This window comes from Flavobacterium sp. Leaf82 (assembly GCF_001422725.1).
Classification (GTDB): domain Bacteria; phylum Bacteroidota; class Bacteroidia; order Flavobacteriales; family Flavobacteriaceae; genus Flavobacterium.
Genome location: NZ_LMMA01000023.1, coordinates 76,803 through 95,579, shown reverse-complemented (window position 1 = coordinate 95,579; position 18,777 = coordinate 76,803). Strand labels below are relative to the sequence as shown.

Annotated in this window: 16 protein-coding genes; 10 read left to right on the top strand and 6 right to left on the bottom strand. The window is 32.7% G+C overall.

Going from position 1 to position 18,777, the window contains the following annotated elements; all coding sequences use genetic code 11:
* Positions 1 to 28 precede the first annotated feature (28 nt).
* The 6 genes from ASF10_RS12825 (at position 29) to ASF10_RS12800 (ending at position 6,075) form a co-directional block, all read left to right on the top strand.
* Positions 29 to 994 carry an MlaD family protein gene (locus ASF10_RS12825; RefSeq protein ID WP_056249814.1) on the top strand — a complete coding sequence of 322 codons (966 nt, stop codon included), beginning with the start codon at positions 29 to 31 and terminating at the stop codon, positions 992 to 994.
* A 5-nt stretch (positions 995 to 999) separates the two neighbouring features.
* A complete protein-coding gene (locus ASF10_RS12820) occupies positions 1,000 to 2,334 on the top strand; it encodes a (Fe-S)-binding protein (RefSeq protein WP_056249811.1) in 1,335 nt (444 codons plus the stop codon).
* A gap of 135 nt (positions 2,335 to 2,469) precedes the next feature.
* Complete coding sequence (locus tag ASF10_RS12815) at positions 2,470 to 3,261, top strand: (Fe-S)-binding protein (RefSeq protein WP_055096484.1); 792 nt, start codon at positions 2,470 to 2,472, stop codon at positions 3,259 to 3,261.
* Between the two features lie 96 nt (positions 3,262 to 3,357).
* Positions 3,358 to 3,840: a hypothetical protein gene (locus ASF10_RS12810; RefSeq protein ID WP_056249808.1), complete on the top strand. Its 483-nt coding sequence runs from the start codon at positions 3,358 to 3,360 to the stop codon at positions 3,838 to 3,840.
* Between the two features lie 643 nt (positions 3,841 to 4,483).
* Complete coding sequence (bshA, locus tag ASF10_RS12805) at positions 4,484 to 5,620, top strand: N-acetyl-alpha-D-glucosaminyl L-malate synthase BshA (RefSeq protein ID WP_056249805.1); 1,137 nt, start codon at positions 4,484 to 4,486, stop codon at positions 5,618 to 5,620.
* Between the two features lie 26 nt (positions 5,621 to 5,646).
* Positions 5,647 to 6,075 carry a protease complex subunit PrcB family protein gene (locus ASF10_RS12800; RefSeq protein ID WP_056249803.1) on the top strand — a complete coding sequence of 143 codons (429 nt, stop codon included), beginning with the start codon at positions 5,647 to 5,649 and terminating at the stop codon, positions 6,073 to 6,075.
* 197 nt (positions 6,076 to 6,272) lie between these two features.
* On the opposite strand, the gene ASF10_RS12795 is transcribed toward ASF10_RS12800, so the two are convergent.
* Together ASF10_RS12795 and ASF10_RS12790 are read right to left on the bottom strand one after the other, a co-directional pair.
* Positions 6,273 to 6,770 (bottom strand): hypothetical protein, encoded by a 498-nt coding sequence (locus ASF10_RS12795; RefSeq protein WP_056249801.1) that lies wholly within the window; start codon positions 6,768 to 6,770, stop codon positions 6,273 to 6,275.
* A gap of 161 nt (positions 6,771 to 6,931) precedes the next feature.
* Positions 6,932 to 7,756: a UDP-2,3-diacylglucosamine diphosphatase gene (locus tag ASF10_RS12790; RefSeq protein WP_056249798.1), complete on the bottom strand. Its 825-nt coding sequence runs from the start codon at positions 7,754 to 7,756 to the stop codon at positions 6,932 to 6,934.
* 188 nt (positions 7,757 to 7,944) lie between these two features.
* Here ASF10_RS12790 and aroC point away from each other — a divergent pair, with 188 nt between their 5' ends.
* The 3 genes from aroC (at position 7,945) to ASF10_RS12775 (ending at position 12,659) form a co-directional block, all read left to right on the top strand.
* On the top strand, positions 7,945 to 9,003 hold the full coding sequence (aroC, locus tag ASF10_RS12785) for a chorismate synthase (protein WP_056249796.1): 1,059 nt from the start codon (positions 7,945 to 7,947) through the stop codon (positions 9,001 to 9,003).
* A gap of 53 nt (positions 9,004 to 9,056) precedes the next feature.
* Positions 9,057 to 10,337 (top strand): dicarboxylate/amino acid:cation symporter, encoded by a 1,281-nt coding sequence (locus tag ASF10_RS12780; RefSeq protein WP_056249791.1) that lies wholly within the window; start codon positions 9,057 to 9,059, stop codon positions 10,335 to 10,337.
* 135 nt (positions 10,338 to 10,472) lie between these two features.
* Positions 10,473 to 12,659 carry a response regulator gene (locus ASF10_RS12775; RefSeq protein WP_056249789.1) on the top strand — a complete coding sequence of 729 codons (2,187 nt, stop codon included), beginning with the start codon at positions 10,473 to 10,475 and terminating at the stop codon, positions 12,657 to 12,659.
* Here the strand turns inward: ASF10_RS12775 and ASF10_RS12770 are convergent.
* On the bottom strand, positions 12,656 to 13,909 hold the full coding sequence (locus tag ASF10_RS12770) for a DEAD/DEAH box helicase (RefSeq protein ID WP_056249786.1): 1,254 nt from the start codon (positions 13,907 to 13,909) through the stop codon (positions 12,656 to 12,658). The genes ASF10_RS12775 and ASF10_RS12770 overlap by 4 nt on opposite strands.
* Positions 13,910 to 14,042: 133 nt before the next feature.
* Entirely contained in the window at positions 14,043 to 15,080 is a 1,038-nt protein-coding gene (locus ASF10_RS12765) for a formimidoylglutamase (protein ID WP_056249784.1), read from the bottom strand.
* A gap of 99 nt (positions 15,081 to 15,179) precedes the next feature.
* Here ASF10_RS12765 and ASF10_RS12760 point away from each other — a divergent pair, with 99 nt between their 5' ends.
* Positions 15,180 to 16,058, top strand: a complete 879-nt coding sequence (locus ASF10_RS12760) for a hypothetical protein (RefSeq protein WP_056249780.1) — start codon at positions 15,180 to 15,182, stop codon at positions 16,056 to 16,058.
* A 309-nt stretch (positions 16,059 to 16,367) separates the two neighbouring features.
* Here ASF10_RS12760 and hutI read toward each other — a convergent pair whose 3' ends face one another.
* Together hutI and ASF10_RS12750 are read right to left on the bottom strand one after the other, a co-directional pair.
* Complete coding sequence (gene hutI, locus ASF10_RS12755) at positions 16,368 to 17,603, bottom strand: imidazolonepropionase (RefSeq protein ID WP_056249777.1); 1,236 nt, start codon at positions 17,601 to 17,603, stop codon at positions 16,368 to 16,370.
* Positions 17,604 to 17,714: 111 nt separating this feature from the next.
* Entirely contained in the window at positions 17,715 to 18,767 is a 1,053-nt protein-coding gene (locus ASF10_RS12750; protein ID WP_056249774.1) for a glutaminyl-peptide cyclotransferase, read from the bottom strand.
* Positions 18,768 to 18,777 lie beyond the last annotated feature (10 nt).

Below are 18,777 nucleotides of genomic sequence, written 5' to 3'. Positions count from 1 at the left end.
TATTAATTTTGTACAAACACTAAGAATTTTGAAACTAACAAGAGAAATTAAAACGGCTATTTTAGTCATCGCGTCAATATTATTATTTATTTGGGGCTACAGTTTTTTAAAAGGCAAAGACCTTTTTACAAATTATAAAACATTATATGTACAATATGATAATGTTGAGGATTTGTCAGCATCAGCTCCAGTTACCATAAATGGTCTTATAATAGGTAAAGTAAGTAAAATTACAATTAATGAAATAACAGGTAAATTATTAGTTGAACTTCAATTAAAAACAGATTTTCCTATTTCGAAAACAAGTAAAGCATCTTTGTATTCTCCAAGCTTAATTGGCGGAAAACAGATTAAAATTTTGCCTAACCTGGAAGATAAAGATCCTGCTGTTGAAGGACAAACTCTTGATTCTACCGTAGAATTAGGATTAACTGAATCTTTAGGAGGTAAAATTGAACCTATTCAGCAAAAATTAGATCTAATGCTGCTTAATATCAATACACTTGTTTCCGGATTAAACAATGTTTTAGACAAACAAGGACAAGAGAATCTAAAAAAATCTTTAGCAGAATTGAGCCAGACTATGGAGCAATTTCATAGAGCTTCCGGAAGTCTTAATTCAATTTTAGATACAAATAAAGGTCAGATTAACGGAGTGGTGACAAACTTTAATAAAATGTCAAGCAACTTCAATAAAATATCTGATTCGTTAAATAAAGCTGATTTAGGAAAAACAGTTAGAAATCTAAACCAGACTTTGGCGAAAGTAGATGGAATAATGAATAACTTAAATTCAGGAAAAGGAACTGCAGGAAAATTATTAAACGATGATGCTTTATATAATAACCTGGCTAAAACTTCAAAAGAGTTAGAGTTATTATTGCAGGATGTTCGTTTATATCCAACACGTTATGTAAATGTTTCTCTTTTTGGAAAGAAAAATAAGCCCTATGTTGCACCGGCAGAAGATGCAAATTCAACTACTAAAAATTAATTAGAATGAGTTATTTAGATAATATTTTATTCGCTATCCTTCTTATAGTTGGTTTCGGTTTTTTTGCAACGAGCGTAAAAAAAATCATCCGAAACATTAATTTGGGAGTAGATGTAAATCGAAAAGATAATTCTAAAGCACGTTGGAAAAACATGGCAATGATTGCTCTTGGGCAATCTAAGATGGTAAAACGTCCTGTAGCGGGAGTGTTGCATATCGTTGTTTACCTAGGTTTTATAATCATTAATATAGAATTACTGGAAATCATCATTGATGGTTTATTTGGTACACATAGAGTTTTTGCTTTTTTAGGAACAGCTTATAATGTACTAATAGGTTCTTTTGAAATATTAGCACTTTTAGTGCTCGTTGCCGTATCCGTTTTCTGGATCAGAAGAAATATCATTCGTTTAAAACGTTTTATCAATCCTGATTTAAATGGATTTCCTAAAAGCGATGCCAATTACATCTTGTATTTCGAGATGGTATTAATGACATTGTTTTTATTGATGAATGCATCTGATTTGCATTTGCAAAATGTTCCTGGAGGATTTTCGCATTTTCATAAAGCAGGAAGTTTCCCTGTGAGTCAGTTTATTGCGCCAATCTTTAACGGAATGTCTAATGAATTAGTCATGTTATTGTCTGAAGTGTTCTGGTGGTTGCATATTGCAGGTATTCTTGTTTTTATGAACTATTTATACTTCTCAAAACACTTGCATATTCTATTGGCTTTCCCAAACACTTATTTTGCAAACTTAAATCCAGAAGGACAGTTTGATAATCTTGAGTCCGTTACAAAAGAGGTGAAGTTAATGATGGATCCAAATGCAGATCCTTTTGCAGCTGCTCCGGTAGATGAAAATGCTGCTCCGTCTAAATTTGGAGCGAGTGATGTTCAGGATTTAAACTGGGTTCAGCTATTAAACGCTTATACTTGTACAGAATGTGGACGTTGTACATCATCATGTCCTGCAAATCAAACTGGTAAAAAATTGTCTCCTCGTAAAATTATGATGGATACAAGAGATCGTCTGCAGGAAGTAGGAAAAAATATTGATGCCAATAAAGGTGTTTTTGTTCCGGATAATAAAACATTATTGAACGATTATATTACTCCTGAAGAATTATGGGCGTGTACATCATGTAATGCCTGTGTAGAAGAATGTCCGGTAAATATTAGCCCGTTATCTATTATTATGGATATGCGTCGTTATTTAGTGATGGAACAAAGTGCTGCTCCAATGTCATTGAATGCTATGATGACAAATATCGAAAATAATGGCGCACCTTGGCAATACAATCAGCAGGATAGACTTAATTGGAAAAATGAGAACTAAAATAGTTTAACTGGTTATTCGTTTAACCGTTTAATCGATTCGTAAAATAAATTTCGGTGTTGATGTTAGGGAAATGGTTATTTCAAGAGAGCGATTAACCAAATTAACAATTAACCGATTTAACAAAATAAGAAGATGTCAGAAAGTTTAGTAGTACCAACAATGGCAGAAATGCTGGCCGAAGGAAAACAACCAGAAGTTTTGTTTTGGGTAGGTTGTGCAGGAAGTTTTGATGATAGAGCAAAAAAAATTACAAAAGCATTTGTACGAATCTTAAATCGTACTAATGTTTCTTTTGCAGTTCTTGGTACAGAAGAGAGTTGTACCGGAGATCCTGCAAAACGTGCTGGAAATGAATTTTTGTTTCAGATGCAAGCCATGATGAATATCGAGGTTTTGAATGCTTATGAAGCAAAAAAAATCGTTACGGCTTGTCCGCATTGTTTTAATACTTTAAAAAACGAATATCCTGAATTAGGTGGTCAATATGATGTAATTCATCATACTGAATTTTTAAAGTCGTTAATGGATGACGGAAGATTAACCGTTGAAGGCGGACAGTTTAAAGGAAAGAAAATCACTTTTCACGATCCTTGTTATTTAGGAAGAGCCAATAAGATTTATGAAGCACCAAGAGATTTAATCGAAAAGCTTGATGTAGAATTAGTCGAAATGAAACGTTCTAAAGCTAATGGTTTATGCTGTGGAGCAGGTGGAGCACAAATGTTTAAAGATGCTGAACCAGGAAATAAAGAAGTAAACGTATTGCGTACAGAAGATGCTCTGGAAGTAAAACCGGATATTATTGCAGCGGGATGTCCGTTTTGTAATACGATGTTAACTGATGGTATTAAACATCAGGAAAAAGAAGGGCAAGTAAAAGTAATGGATATTGCTGAGTTAATTGCAAATGCGCAGGATTTGTAAATAAGGTTCTGAGTCGCTAAGGTTCTAAGTTTTTTGAACCTGAAACTTGAAACTTTTTCAAATCTAAAATCAACAATCTAAAATCTAAAATTAAAAATGTATATACCTTTTGAAGATTTACCTGGTGAATCCAGAATCTGGATTTATCAATCAAACAGAAAATTTTCTGAGGAAGAATTTTCTGAAATAGAAACTGACCTGAAAGCTTTCGTGGAAGGTTGGGCAGCACACGGAACAAGTTTAGAAGCTTCGTACCAATTAAAATACAACCGATTCATTATTCTGGCTGTAAATCAGGATGTACAAGCAGCAACTGGTTGTTCTATTGATAGTTCTGTGGAATTTATCCAGGGTTTAGAAAAAAAATATAACGTGGATTTGCTTGATAAAATGAACGTGACTTTTAAACTTGGTGAACATATTGCACATAAACCATTGATTGATTTCAAGAAAATGGTAAAAGATAAATCGGTTTCAGAGAATACGATTGTTTTCAATAACCTTGTAAATAATATCGAAGAATACAATGAATCATGGGAAGTTCCTGCTGTCGATAGCTGGCATAGCAGATTTTTCTAAGAGAAATTATAATATATTTTAAAAGGCATGAAACTTAGTTTTGTGCCTTTTTTTGTTTTTAGCAGTTAAGAAATATCACATTTACGGGTTTGTAAGTATAAATATTCGTTAGGTCTTAAAACGATACACGCATTTTTTGTCATTTCGACCCAAGGGAGAAATCACACTAGAAATTCCGCATAGAAATTTTTCAATTTTTGTAGATTTACGAGTGTGATTTCTCCCTTGGGTCGAAATGACAAGATTTTGTAAACGAACTTTGTTAAAACTTTAAATTTTGATAAGGATAAAAACGGCAAACCCGACAGGTTTTTAAAACCTGTCGGGTTTAACTCTGTGATTGTTTAAAAAATAAAAACGTCTATTCTAGCCCCGATGGAAGTGGTATCCTTTTTCTGGCTTTTTTAGCAAGGAAAAGATATAACGTACAGCGGGACAAGTGGTTTTTTGAATGCAATTTTTCTGCTACAAATAAAAATTATAACGCAAAGCCTTGTGAATTTGCTTCGGATAAAAGCGATAATAGTGATCTAAAGGTCTAACAATCTAATACTGTGATAAATCTAATATTCACAAAAATCTAACAATTGAAGTCTTCGAATAACGCTATTTTTGAGTACTTTCGTAGTATTAAATTTAATACATGAAAATAGCAATAGTTTGTTATCCAACATTTGGTGGTAGTGGTGTAGTTGCAACAGAACTAGGCCTTGAATTAGCCAGACGCGGACACGAAATCCACTTTATTACTTATAGTCAGCCGGTTAGGTTGGCACTTTTAAATCCTAATGTTCATTATCACGAAGTAAACGTTCCTGAATATCCTCTTTTTCATTATCAGCCGTATGAGTTGGCTTTGTCAAGCAAATTGGTTGATATGGTGAAATTATATAAAATCGAAGTTTTGCACGTGCATTATGCTATTCCTCACGCTTATGCGGGTTATATGGCAAAGCAAATGCTAAAGAATGAAGGAATTAATCTGCCTATGATTACAACACTTCACGGAACTGATATTACGCTGGTTGGAAATCACCCATTTTATAAACCTGCGGTGACTTTTAGTATCAATAAATCTGATTATGTGACGTCTGTTTCTCAGAGTTTGAAAGATGATACTTTGAAATTGTTCAAGATTAAGAATAAAATCAAGGTGATTCCTAATTTTATCGAATTGGATAAAATGAGAAAAGATCCGCAACAGCCTTGTCACCGTTATGTAATGGCGAAGGAAAATGAGCGTATTATAACACATATCAGTAATTTTAGAAAGGTAAAACGTATTCCGGATATCATTAAGATTTTCTATAATATCCAGAAAGAAATGCCGGCAAAATTAATGATGGTTGGTGATGGTCCTGAAAAAGAAAAGGCGGAAGCTTTATGTATGGAATTGGGAATCTATGACAAAGTAATTTTCTTTGGTAATAGTAACGAAATTGATAAAATTTTATGTCTTACCGATTTGTTTTTATTGCCATCAGAAACTGAAAGTTTTGGTTTAGCAGCTTTAGAAGCAATGGCTTGTGGTGTTCCCGTGATTTCGAGTAATTCTGGAGGTTTGCCGGAGGTTAATTTTGATGGTATTTCAGGGTATTTGAGCAATGTTGGCAATGTAGAAGAAATGGCTGCGAATGCAATCAGAATTCTGAAAGATGATGAAACGTTGCGCGAATTTAAAGCGAATGCTTTAGAAGTTGCTAAGAAATTCGACATCAAAAATATATTGCCTAAATATGAAGCTTTGTATCAAAGAGCAATTGACGATTATAAAAATTAGAAGCATTAATTTTAAAATATACGCAGATGAAAAAAGTAATTTTGGTTTTAATAGTTTTTGTTTTGGTTTCTTGTGGAGCAAGTAAAACATCAGGTTCAGGTTCTAAAGTTTTGTATGAAGTCCTAACAGAACAATCTGACGGAGGTGGAAATATTAAGTTTTTTGAGATTTTGACAGAATCTAACGAAATCAAAATGTTAGAAAACGATCCGCTTTTATCTGATAAAATGAAACATGATGATATTAGTAATTCGAATTATGTTATTTTAAACATGGGCGAGAAAAATACTGGTGGTTATTCTATTGGAGTTGAAAAAGTAGAAGAAACAGATCAGAATATTATCATCACGGTTAAAGAAATAAATCCTGCTCCGGATGCTATGGTAATGCAGGTAATTACATATCCATATACAGTTGTAAAAATACATTCGAAAAAAGAGATTATCATCAAATAAGTATTTTGTCAGGCTGAGCGAAGTCGAAGCCTAATCAATACTGAGCCAACTAAAATGTTTATATTAAAAAAGGGCTTCGACTTCGCTCAGCCTGACAATAGAATTTTTTATTGATCTTTTATATAAACATAAAAAAAAACCTGTCGCAGTTAAACGACAGGTTTTCTTTTACAATTATTTTTTACTTTATTCTATTTTTAGAATCTAAATTTAACGCCTAAACCAACGTCAAATCCAAAATTGTCATCATCATAATATCCAGAACCAATCTCTGGTCTTGCATCTAGTGATAATGTAATTGGCGCTTCGCTAAATCTATATTCTATACCGATATCTCCAGCGGCAAACACATATGTTCCGCTGTCGTTGTATTTAAAATTGTTTGAGTAATAATCGTGATCCCATGCAGCAATACCACCACCAACACCAGCATACCAGTTAAAACCTCCGTCAATGTTCCAAACCCATTGGTAAAGAGCAACACCTTTTATGGCGTCTACATCGCTGCTGTTTCTCCAGCCTAAATCAAATTCAAGTCTGTTTTTTTGGTTTAATCCTAGTTGATATGACACTTCTCCTCCAAATCCGTTATTGTCTCCTAAACGCAATCCTAAAGCGTGTTTCGAAATTTCTTGTGATTGAGCCGTAAATGCTAATCCTAATAGCATAATGGCAGATAAAATAATCTTCTTCATAAAAAATGGTTATTAATTTTTTTCAAATGTACTCTTGCGAACAATTTTCAAACGTATATTATTATTGAAAATTGTTATATAATTCACATTTTAAAAATGCTTAAAGTATAAAAGCTAAAAATTATCTATTTTAAAATTCCTATATATTATAGGTGAAGCGACTACTTTTTAAGGATTATCGACGAAATTAATTGCGAGCTTAAAATATCTTCCATTTCAAAAAAATTTTCTTCTTCCGTAAAATTACTTTCGGCGTATGAATATAATTTCCATCTTTTCTTGTGGTATTCTAATGCGGTAAGATTTTCTACCCAATCGCCGGAATTTAAGTATAATGTAGATCCGTGTTTGTTTTCTTTCGTGATAATTTTTGGTTCATGAATATGTCCGCAAATTACATAATCGTATTTTTTTTCGATTGCCAGATCCGTGGCTGTAGTTTCAAAATCAGAAATAAATTTAACGGCTTTTTTTACGCTTGCTTTTATTTTTTTAGAAAAAGAATAAGGTTCGCGTCCTAATTTTGCCAGACACCAATTGGCAAATCGATTGCTTAAGATCAAATAATCATAACCCAATCCGCCTAATTTTGCGATCCATTTTGAATGTTGAACAGAAGCATCAAAAACATCTCCGTGAAAAATCCAGGCTTTTTTATCGTCCAGATCTAAAACTAATTTGTCGACCAGTGAAAAATTTCCCATGTTCATATCGCTAAACTTTCTAAGAATCTCGTCATGATTTCCAGTGATATAATACACTTTTGTACCCTTAGAAGCCATTCCTATAATGCGTTGAATGACTCTTAAATGTGCTTTTGGAAAGTATGATTTTCTAAATTGCCAGGCATCAATAATATCACCGTTTAAAACAAGAGTTTTAGGTTTAATGCTTGATAAATAGTTGTTTAGTTCTTTAGCGTGACTTCCGTAAGTTCCCAAATGGACATCTGAAAGAATGACCAATTCGACATTTCGTTTTTTCAATTTTTCTTTTTTTGAAGTTCAACAAATAAAAGAATCTTTAGTCGGATTTATTTTATCAAAAGGTTATCAATTTAGCTACAATTTTAATAAATTGTGATTTTTAAAGGCCGCAACCTTTACTTAATAATACTAATTTTAAATTTTTTAATTTAATTCATAAAACTTACATTTGCTCAAAACAAATTACAATGGCAGGAAATAGCTACGGCACCCTATATAAAGTTACCACATTTGGAGAATCTCATGGTGAAGCTTTAGGCGGAATTATAGATGGTTGTCCATCTGGAATTGAACTTGATTTAGAAGCAATTGAAGTTGAAATGTCTCGTAGAAAACCTGGGCAGTCAGCAATTGTAACACAACGTAAAGAACCGGATGCGGTTCAGTTTTTATCTGGTATTTTTGAAGGCAAAACTACCGGAACTCCAATAGGGTTTATTATCCCAAACACCAATCAAAAATCTGATGATTACTCTCATATAAAAGATAATTACAGACCAAGTCATGCTGATTATGTATACGACCAGAAATATGGTTTTCGTGATTATCGCGGCGGCGGAAGAAGCTCTGCAAGAGAAACTGCAAGCAGAGTAGTTGCAGGTGCAATTGCAAAGCAAATGTTACCGGAAATTAAAATTAATGCTTACGTTTCTTCTGTAGGACCAATTCATTTAGATACTCCATATCAGGATTTAGATTTTTCTAAAATAGAAAGTAATCCCGTTCGTTGTCCTGATGAAAAATCAGCAGCTATTATGGAAGAATATATTCGCGATATCCGCAAACAGGGAGATACTGTTGGTGGTATTGTTTCTTGTGTGATCCAGAACGTTCCCGTAGGTTTAGGGGAACCTGTTTTTGACAAATTACATGCTGAATTAGGAAAAGCAATGCTTTCTATAAATGCCGTTAAAGGTTTTGAATACGGAAGCGGATTTTCAGGTTCTGAAATGAAAGGAAGCGAACACAACGATTTATACAATCCTGACGGAACTACAAAAACAAATCTTTCCGGAGGAATTCAGGGTGGAATAAGTAACGGTATGGATATTTATTTCAGAGTTGCGTTTAAACCGGTTGCGACAATTATGCAAACTCAGGATTCATTAGATAATAAAGGAAACATTACGCCAATGACCGGAAAAGGTCGTCATGATCCGTGCGTTGTTCCGCGCGCTGTGCCTATTGTTGAGGCTATGGCAGCAATTGTTTTGGCTGATTTTTATTTGATCAACAAAACCTATTAATAAAAATTAAGACAGTGAGGGTCTTAGTATTTTAATCTAAAAAAAACAAATTAATGCAAGTTACAGAAACTAAAAAACAACCATTTCTTAAAGGGTTAACAGGGCAAATTATAATAGCAATGGTGCTTGGAGCTACTCTGGGAATTATTATTCATAATTCGATTTCAGAGGAAGCTGCATTATCGTTTAGTAATAAAATCAAAATGCTTGCTACGATCTTTATTAGATTGGTGCAAATGATTATTGCTCCTTTGGTATTTACCACTTTAGTAGTTGGAATTGCAAAACTGGGAGATATAAAAACAGTTGGAAGAGTTGGAGGAAAAGCTCTTGGATGGTTTTTTACCGCGTCATTTATCTCTTTATTAATAGGATTATTTTATGTGAATATTTTAGAACCGGGAGTAGGTTTAAAATTGGATCATGTCGATATGGCTGCAGCATCTGAGGTTACGGCTAAAACAAAAATATTATCTGTTGAAAATTTCGTTGAACATATTGTACCTAAAAGTATTTTTGAGGCAATGGCAACGAATGAAATTTTGCAAATCGTAATTTTTTCTATCTTTTTTGGTTTAGCGGCAGCTTCATTAGGAAGTACTGTAAAACCAATCATAAATGCTTTTGATAAAGCGTCGCATATCGTTTTAAAAATGGTAAACTATGTAATGAATTTTGCTCCAATTGGAGTATTTGGCGCTATTGCAGGGGTATTCGCTATTAGAGATGCAGAAGAATTAATAATTACCTATTTTAAATTCTTCGGATCATTTTTAGTCGGAATCAGTACACTTTGGGTAGTCTTGATTGCGGTGGGTTATATTTTCCTTAAAGGAAGAATGACTGAATTATTAAAACGTATTGTTGGGCCATTAGCAATCGCTTTTGGAACAACAAGTAGTGAAGCTGTATTCCCTAAATTAACCGAAGAACTGGAAAGTTTTGGTGTTAAAGACAAAATTGTAGCATTTATGTTGCCACTTGGTTATTCGTTTAACCTTGACGGAAGTATGATGTATATGACTTTTGCCAGTATTTTTATTGCTCAGTTCTACGGAGTTCACTTAGATTTGGGAACACAAATGGCAATGCTTTTGGTTTTAATGTTAACCAGTAAAGGAATTGCCGGAGTACCAAGAGCAAGTTTGGTTATTGTTGCAGCGACTTGCGGAATGTTTAAAATTCCTGTAGAAGGTATTGCATTAATCTTGCCTATTGATCACTTTTGTGATATGTTCAGAAGTGCTACAAACGTTTTAGGAAATGCATTGGCAACATCTGTTGTTGGAAAATGGGAAGATGATAAAGACTTAGAAGAGAATTCTATAGAGTAATTTTATCTTATTTTTTCATCAGAAGGAAACTATAATATTTAGTAAAATTTAAATAAATAAAGAAAAGCTGTATTTTTATATGAAATACAGCTTTTTTTTATTTTTAAGTGTATATTTGATAAAATTAGCCTATTTATGCCCCAAATACGGATTTTTTTATTGCTCTTTTTATTTCTGAATTGTTTTGCCAATTCGGCGATTGCGCAATCAGATTCTATGCCGGATGATAAGATTGCAAAACTGGTTAAGCAAGCCTGGAATGATTATAAGGATTCTAATTTCGAAAAATCATTAATTACTTCACGAATAGCCCTCAATTATGCTACAACTTCTAAGAATGATAATTTAATAGCAAAATCATACAAGATTATTGCCGGTAATTACAGCGAATTATCAGAATTTGATAAAGCTATTTTCTTTTATAATAAAGGGTTGTACTACGCAAATAAAACAGAAAACGATTCTATTAAATACAGTCTTCATAATAATCTTGGGAATATTTATTGCTTCGAAAAAAAGCAATTTAATAAAGGGATTAATTTTTATAAAAAGTCTATCGCATATTCTTTGAAGATTAACGATATGAGTCAGGTCTATTTTACAAACGTAAATATAGCGTGGGCTTATTTTGATATTGGTAAATTTAAAGAAGGATATCCTTATTTGAAATTTGTTGGAAACAATGTCGAAAAATATGGTGATAAATCGACAGAGATTATCGTAAATATGCTTAACGGAATGTATTCTTCTTATTTGAATGACAATGAAGCAGCAAATACATTTTTTTTGAAAGCGCTAATAGCAGGAAAAGACAATGAAGAAAAATCAGATCTTTCGTATGCTCATTTAGAATACTCAAAATTTTTGACTAAAATTAAAAATTATAAAGATGCTTACGAAAACCTGGCGGCATATAATAAAATTACAGAGGAATTATACAATGAAGAAAAACTTAAGAAAGCTTCTATTGCCGGCTTTAACCTGGAATTAGACGAATATAAAAGACAAATTGATAAGATCGAGAATGAAAAAGACTCACAATATCAAAGTCTGAAAAAATCCAGAATTATCGTCATCTTATTTGTATTGATTTCTTTAATTCTTCTTTTTCTGATTATCACTTTGGTCAAAAATATCAGATTTAAGAAAAAACATAATTTAGAGCTTGTAAAAGCAAAAGAAATTGCAGAGGAAGCCTCTTTACTTAAAACTCAATTTATTTCGACTATAAGCCACGAATTGCGTACTCCTCTATATGGTGTGGTAGGTATTACTAACATGCTGCTCGAAGAACATAAAGAATTATCCAGAAGCCAGCATTTGAGTTCCCTGAAATTTTCAGCGCGATACTTGTTGTCGCTCGTAAATGATATTCTTCAGATTAATAAAATTGAAGAGAATAAAGTAGTACTTGAAAATTTGACTTTTAATATTTCAGATGAAATTACAATGATCAAAAATTCGCTTTCTTTTTTATCTCAAAAAAACAATAATAAAATTACGGTTTCTATTGACCCCAACATTCCGGAATATCTAATTGGAGATAAATTAAGGCTGGCACAGATTTTAATGAATTTAGTGAGTAATGCCTTGAAATTTACTAAAGATGGCGAAGTCGAAATTATTGTAAAACTGGATAGGATAGAAGAGAAAATACATTTTCTTGATTTTCTCATAAAAGATAACGGTGTTGGAATTGCAATTGTAGATCAGGGTAAAATTTTTGAAAAATTTGTTCAGGTTGGCAGAAAAGATGAAGATTATCAGGGAACAGGATTGGGTTTAAGTATTGTAAAAAGATTGTTAGGACTTTTTGGAAGTACAATTAGTTTAAAAAGTAATATTGGCGAAGGAACTTCATTTTTGTTCATAATACCATTTGAGTACGATCCTGAAAAAACCAAAAATATTATAGAAGAGATAGAAGTAGATTTAACCTCAAGTGAGGTTTATAAAATACTGATTGTCGAGGATAATGTGATCAATCAGTTGGTAACAAAAAAAATAATCGAAAAGAACAATTATATTTGTAAAGTAGTCGATGATGGTTTTGCTGCTTTGGAAATCCTGGAGAAAGAAAGTTTCGATCTTATTTTAATGGATATCAATATGCCTTTGATGAATGGATTTGAAACCACTAAACGAATTCGTTTAAAAGATATAAAAACACCTATTGTAGCTTTGACTGCTTTTGATAAAGATGAAATCACAGACGAAGCAATTTCTTCCGGAATAAATGATATTATCATTAAACCTTTTGAACCTGTTAAGCTGTTTAAAATTATAAGTTACTTAATACATGAAGCAAAAAACGTTGGTTAATACCAACGTTTTTTATTTTGCTTAGAAGCATTTGATTTTCTTGATTTGTGAGCTCCTCCGCTTCGGTTTGAGTTTTTAGGTTTCTCTTCTGCCGCTGCTTCGGGACTTCCTGCATGCCATTGATAAGGATGATCTGTAATTGTTTTTACATCTACTTTTATCAATTTCTGAATATCTTTCCAATAACCATGTTCGTCTTTGCTGCAAAACGAAATTGCAACTCCTCCGTTTCCGGCACGACCAGTTCGTCCAATTCTATGCACGTAAGTTTCAGGAATATTAGGTAAGTCAAAGTTGATTACAAATGGCAATTGATCAATATCAATTCCTCTTGCGGCAATATCCGTCGCGACAAGAACACCAACTTCTTTATTTTTAAAAGCATCTAAAACGCGTTGTCTTGCATTTTGTGATTTATCACCGTGAATTGCTTCAGCAGGAATATCTTTTTTACGCAATGCTTTTACAACATTATCAGCTCCGTGTTTGGTTCTTGAAAAAACCAATACGTTTGATAAGTCTTCGTTTTTTATTAAATGATATAATAAATTTCTTTTTTCTGTTTTTTCAACAAAATAAACACGTTGCTCAACATTTTCTGCAGTTGATGAAACCGGAGAAACTTCAACTTTTGCAGGATCCTGCAAAAACATTTCGGCCAGTTCGCGAATTGCAATTGGCATTGTTGCTGAGAATAATAAAGTCTGACGGTTTTTAGGCGTTAGTTTAACGATCTTTTTTACATCGTTTATAAAACCCATATCCAGCATTTGATCTGCTTCGTCTAAAACTAAAGTATGCAAATGATCAAGATCAAGAAAACCTTGTTTTTGCAAGTCTAATAATCTTCCCGGTGTTGCTACCAAAATGTCAACTCCGTTTTTTAGCGTATCTACTTGTGGATTTTGCGAAACTCCACCAAAAATCGTTAATTGAGTCAGGTTGGTGTATTTTGCATAAGTTTCAAAACTTTGCCCAATCTGAACTGCCAGTTCACGAGTTGGAGTAACTATTAAGGCACGAATTACTTTGGCTTTTTTTGATGAACCTACAATTCTGTGTAATTGATGTATGATTGGGATTGCAAATGCAGCAGTTTTTCCTGTACCTGTCTGGGCACAACCAATTAAATCCCTTCCTGCCAAAACAATCGGAATAGATTGTTCCTGAATAGGAGTAGGGTTAAGGTAGCCTTCTTCAAATACGGCTTTTTGTATACTTTTTGAAAGTGATAAATCTTCGAATAACATATCTTAGGTATTAAGAATTTAGTTTTAAGTACTAAAATTCTGTGCAAAGATAGGTTTATTCGACCAATCGTTTATTTGATTCTTGTTTTATTTGGCAAATGAGCTAATTTTCAGTCGTTCAACTTTCAGTAAATTATTCTTTTTCATTATTAGCCTTGATAAAATCAGTCACTAAATAACCAATTAATTTACCAATTAAATTGTTGTTAGGAGAATCTGCCAAATCCGGGGCTCCTTCGCAAATGTGCAAATAAGCAGCATTTCGATTTTGCCCAAAAAAGGACACAAACTGACGTAATTCTTCGACAGAAAATCCGCTGATAGTCATAGCGCTGCTGGCGATATTAGGAATAGCGTCTAAGTCAATTTCGATACCAAAAGAATCTGTTTTTATAAATTCAAGTGCCAAAGCCATCTCCCTGTTAAAATCTTTTTCTTTACGAATATTTACACTGTCATAAGTATTGTATCGAACTCTGTCTTCCAGTTTTTTTATGATATCCAAAACACTTTTTGAAGTGTAGTTTTCGTGCAAACCAAAAATGAAGTACTTTTTTAAGAAACCTTCTTCATAAGCATATGAAAATCCGTTTCCGCTGTGTCTGCCTTCAAGAATCCTGAAATCAGAATGGGCATCAAAATTAATAGCGTTTATAGGTTTTCCTTTGGCTAAAGCCGATCCTTTTATATTTCCGTATGCATTATTATGACCGCCGCCAATGATAATTGGGGTTTTTCCTGCTTTTATAATATTAAATATGATGTGCGAAACTTCTTTGTCAATTTTTTCGACAAGCTGACTTAATTTGGATCGGTCATCAATATCATTAAAATCAAGATTTTCGACATCACGCATTTCCTCCGTAACATTAATTTGTCCTAAAACAATAATCTGACTTCCTTTAGAAAAACGATTGTGCTGAATGTTTGCAATGCTTTTTATGGCACTTTCCCATGCTGATGCTGCTCCTGGCCTTCCGTAATTTGCGCGCACACCAATATCTTCCGGAATTCCCAGTAGTACATATTTAGCTTCACTTTCTTTTAGAAAATTGATTCTGTCAACTCCTTTAGGAATGATAATCATCTTTTCTCCAAACTTTATTTCACCACTTCGATGATTTGTGACTTTTGCTAAATCATTAATAGTAAACGGGATTAATTTCTCCATGAAAAAAATTTATTTTCCAAAAATAATATAATTGTAGTAACTTACGTTATAACCTTATATTAATTCTTAAATTTGTTTTAAAGAAAAATTATTTTAAATATGGAAAACCCAAAGAACAACAACTCAAGTCTAAAAGCGGTAATCGCAGTTTTAGCAGTCCTACTTATTGGTAGCTTAGTGTATATTTTTAAATTATCATCTGATACAGATGTAGTTAAGACCGAACTTACGTCGACTATGACGGAAAAAGAATCGGTTATGAAAGATCTGCAAGAGCTAAAAGCAACTTATGATGCTGCAATTGCTGAAAATACTTCAATGTCTGATGAATTAATTCAGGAAAGAGATAAAGTAGTCGCTCTAATGGACGATTTGAACAAATCTAAAGGTGATGTGTCTAAATACAAATCACAAGTTCAGGCAATGCAAGGTAAAATGAAAACTTTGGTTGCTGAAAATGACGAATTGAAAAAACAAAACGGCACTTTAACAGTTCAGAGAGATAGTACAATTGTAGTTTTAGGAGAATCTAAAAAATATAATGAAGTATTAGTAGGTCAAAACGAAGAATTGGCTAAAACGGTTGAAAAAGGAGCTAAATTATCAGTTTTAAATACAAAAACTGCTGCTTACAAATTAAAAAGCTCAGGAAAACAAATCGAAACTGATAAAGCAAGTCGTGCTGATGTTTTAAAAATCAGTTTTACTGTTGCTGAAAACCAAATCGCTAAATCTGGCGATAAAACGTATTATGTACAGGTTATCGATTCTAAAAACAATGTTTTAGGAGATAAGAAAACAGAAAGTTTTGGTGATAATACTTTAACTTACAGTTTTAAAACTACTGTTAAATATGAAAATAAAACAGTAAATGTTAGTGAAGATTTACCAGGTAAAGATTTTGCTAAAGGTGCTTATTTTATCAACGTTTTTGATAATGATGAATTAGTTTCTAAAACTAGTTTCAACTTAAGATAAGACAAAGTCGCTTAGGTAATAATACCACTAAAATATTAAAGGTCTGTGAAGTTTTTCACAGACCTTTTTTTATGGAATAATGCGAATTAAGAATTGAGATGTGCCTTTAGGTACTAAATATTTGTAGAAATTGTGGTAGTAATAAGTTAGCGTGCCGTAGGTACGCAACAAAATAATAGCTAATGCGTACCTACTGCACGCTAAATCATTCTTTTTCCTTTTTTTTTCTACCAATATTTAGTGCCTAATGGCACAAATTGCAGACTTTCAACTCTTGATTTTTATGAATAAAAATTAAAATAATTCATTTTATAGAATTTCGCCTTCTAAAAAAACACTTTCGATTAAATTACTGCCAAATGCATATGGAATTTGGTAATAAGATGAAATTGGTTTGGTAAGGATTAAGTTGGCTTTTTTACCTTTTGTAATACTTCCGTGGGTTTCAGAAATTCCCATTGCGTACGCGCCGTTTATAGTTGCTGCATTTATGGCTTCTTCCGGAGTCATTTTCATTTTAATACAAGCTGTTGCAACCACAAAGTTCATATTTCCGGATGGAGTAGAACCAGGATTAAAATCTGTTGCTAATGCCAGCGGAAGTCCTGCTTTTATCATTTCACGTGCTGGAGTATACGGAATGCTTAAAAAATAAGAACAGGAAGGTAACGCTACAGGCATTGTTTCTGTGTTTTTTAAAGCTTCAATATCTTCCGGTTTCATAATTTCGAGATGATCGACAGAAAGGGCTTTAAATTTAATTCCGGATTGTATTCCTCCGATAGAATTAAATTGATTTACGTGAATTTTTGGCTTTAAACCGAATTCTATTCCTGCCTGCATAATTTTTTCTGTTTCTTCTACAGAAAAATAGCCTGTTTCGCAAAATACATCTATATAATCAGCTAATTTATTTTTTGCAATTTCCGGCAGCATTTTAGTTATAATTTCTTCAATATAACCTTCTTTATTGTCTTTGTAATGTAAAGGAAAAGCATGTGCGCCCAGAAAAGTAGCTTTTATAGCAATTGGGTAATTTGCGGCTAATTTTTTTATTACACGAAGCATTTTCAGTTCGCCTTCGAGCGTTAAACCATATCCGGATTTGATTTCTACGGCTCCGGTTCCTAAATGCATCACTTCTTCAAGACGAACTTTTGATTGCTCGTAGATTTCTTCTTCTGTAGTTTCGTTGAGTTTTTTTGCCGAATTTAAAATTCCTCCGCCACGATTGGCAATTTCTTCATAAGTAAAACCGTTGATTCTGTCTACAAATTCCTGTTCGCGATTGCCCGCATATACAATATGCGTGTGACTGTCGCACCATGTTGGCAAAATAATTCTGCCTGTTGCATCGATAGTTTTATCGGCTTTTATTTCAGGAAGATTTTCCATTGAACCAAAATCATCAATCAGATTGTCTTTTAGAATTAAAAAAGCATTTTTTATAGTAGGAAGAATAGCCATTTCAACGCCTGAAACCTTAGAAATTGAAGTTTCACGAACCTGAAGTAATTCTTTTATGTTGGTTATTAGAGTAATCATAGTATGATTTATTATTTTTTAGGAATGTTTAAAAACACAAATTTCACAAATTATCACTAATCAATTCGTGAAAATTTGTGAAATTTATATTTAAATAAAATCGTCTTTAATTTATTCCGAAACCGTAATTTCGAACATTTTGCTCCAGTTTTTTCCGGTTACAAAAATTGTTTTTGTTTTTTGATTGTAAGCAATTCCGTTTAAAACATCATCTTTAGTCACATCCGGCATAAATTTACGCAAGCCTGACATGTCCAGGATTCCTTCAACAGCTCCGGATACTGGGTTTACCACTGCAATGGCATCTTTAAACCAAACATTAGTATAGATTTTTCCATTGATCCATTCTAATTCATTGATGGCTTTAATTTTTGAAGTTCCTGAATATACATTAATGTAATCTACCATTTTTTGGGTTGTAGGATCCATTTTCCAGATTTTCTCTGTTTTATCAGTTTGGTAAATGTATTTTCCATCATTTGTCATTCCCCAGCCTTCGATATCTTTATCGTATGCAAAAGTTTTTTCTTGTTTTAAGGTATTTGCATTATAGATAAAACCAGTTTTGTTTTGCCAGGTCAATTGGTATAATTTACCATTGATAAAAGTGATTCCTTCACCAAAATATTTTTTTTCAAGATCGATCTGTTTGTAAACTTTTCCTGTTTTATAATCGTATTTTCTAATGTAAGACGCACCTTCTTGTCCTGTGCTTTCGTACAATGTATCTTTATAGAACTCTAAACCTTCGGTAAAAGATTTTGTATCGTGAGGATATGTATTAACAATTTTATATTTCAAAGGTTTTGCCTCGACATCAGATACTAATTCAATTCTTTTTGTGGCATCAGAAGAATCAGATCCAAAATAAACTGTTGCTTTTATATATTGATATCCTAATTTCTGATCTTTTAATACAAAATTAAATTTTTCATCACCTTTTATGCTTCCCACTTTTTTATCATTAACAAAGTAAGCAATGCTGTCGATTTCTTTCGAATTTGGGTTCAAAATTCCAACAGAAACCGCTTCTTTTTGTGTAAAATGCGCCGGAAAAGCAGAATCATCAATGTTAAATAAAGAATTTTCACCTTTTTTTGTATCTCCACATCCAATTAATGTGATTCCTAATAAAATGACAGTTAGGAAGTTATATTTTTTCATAGTTAAAAAT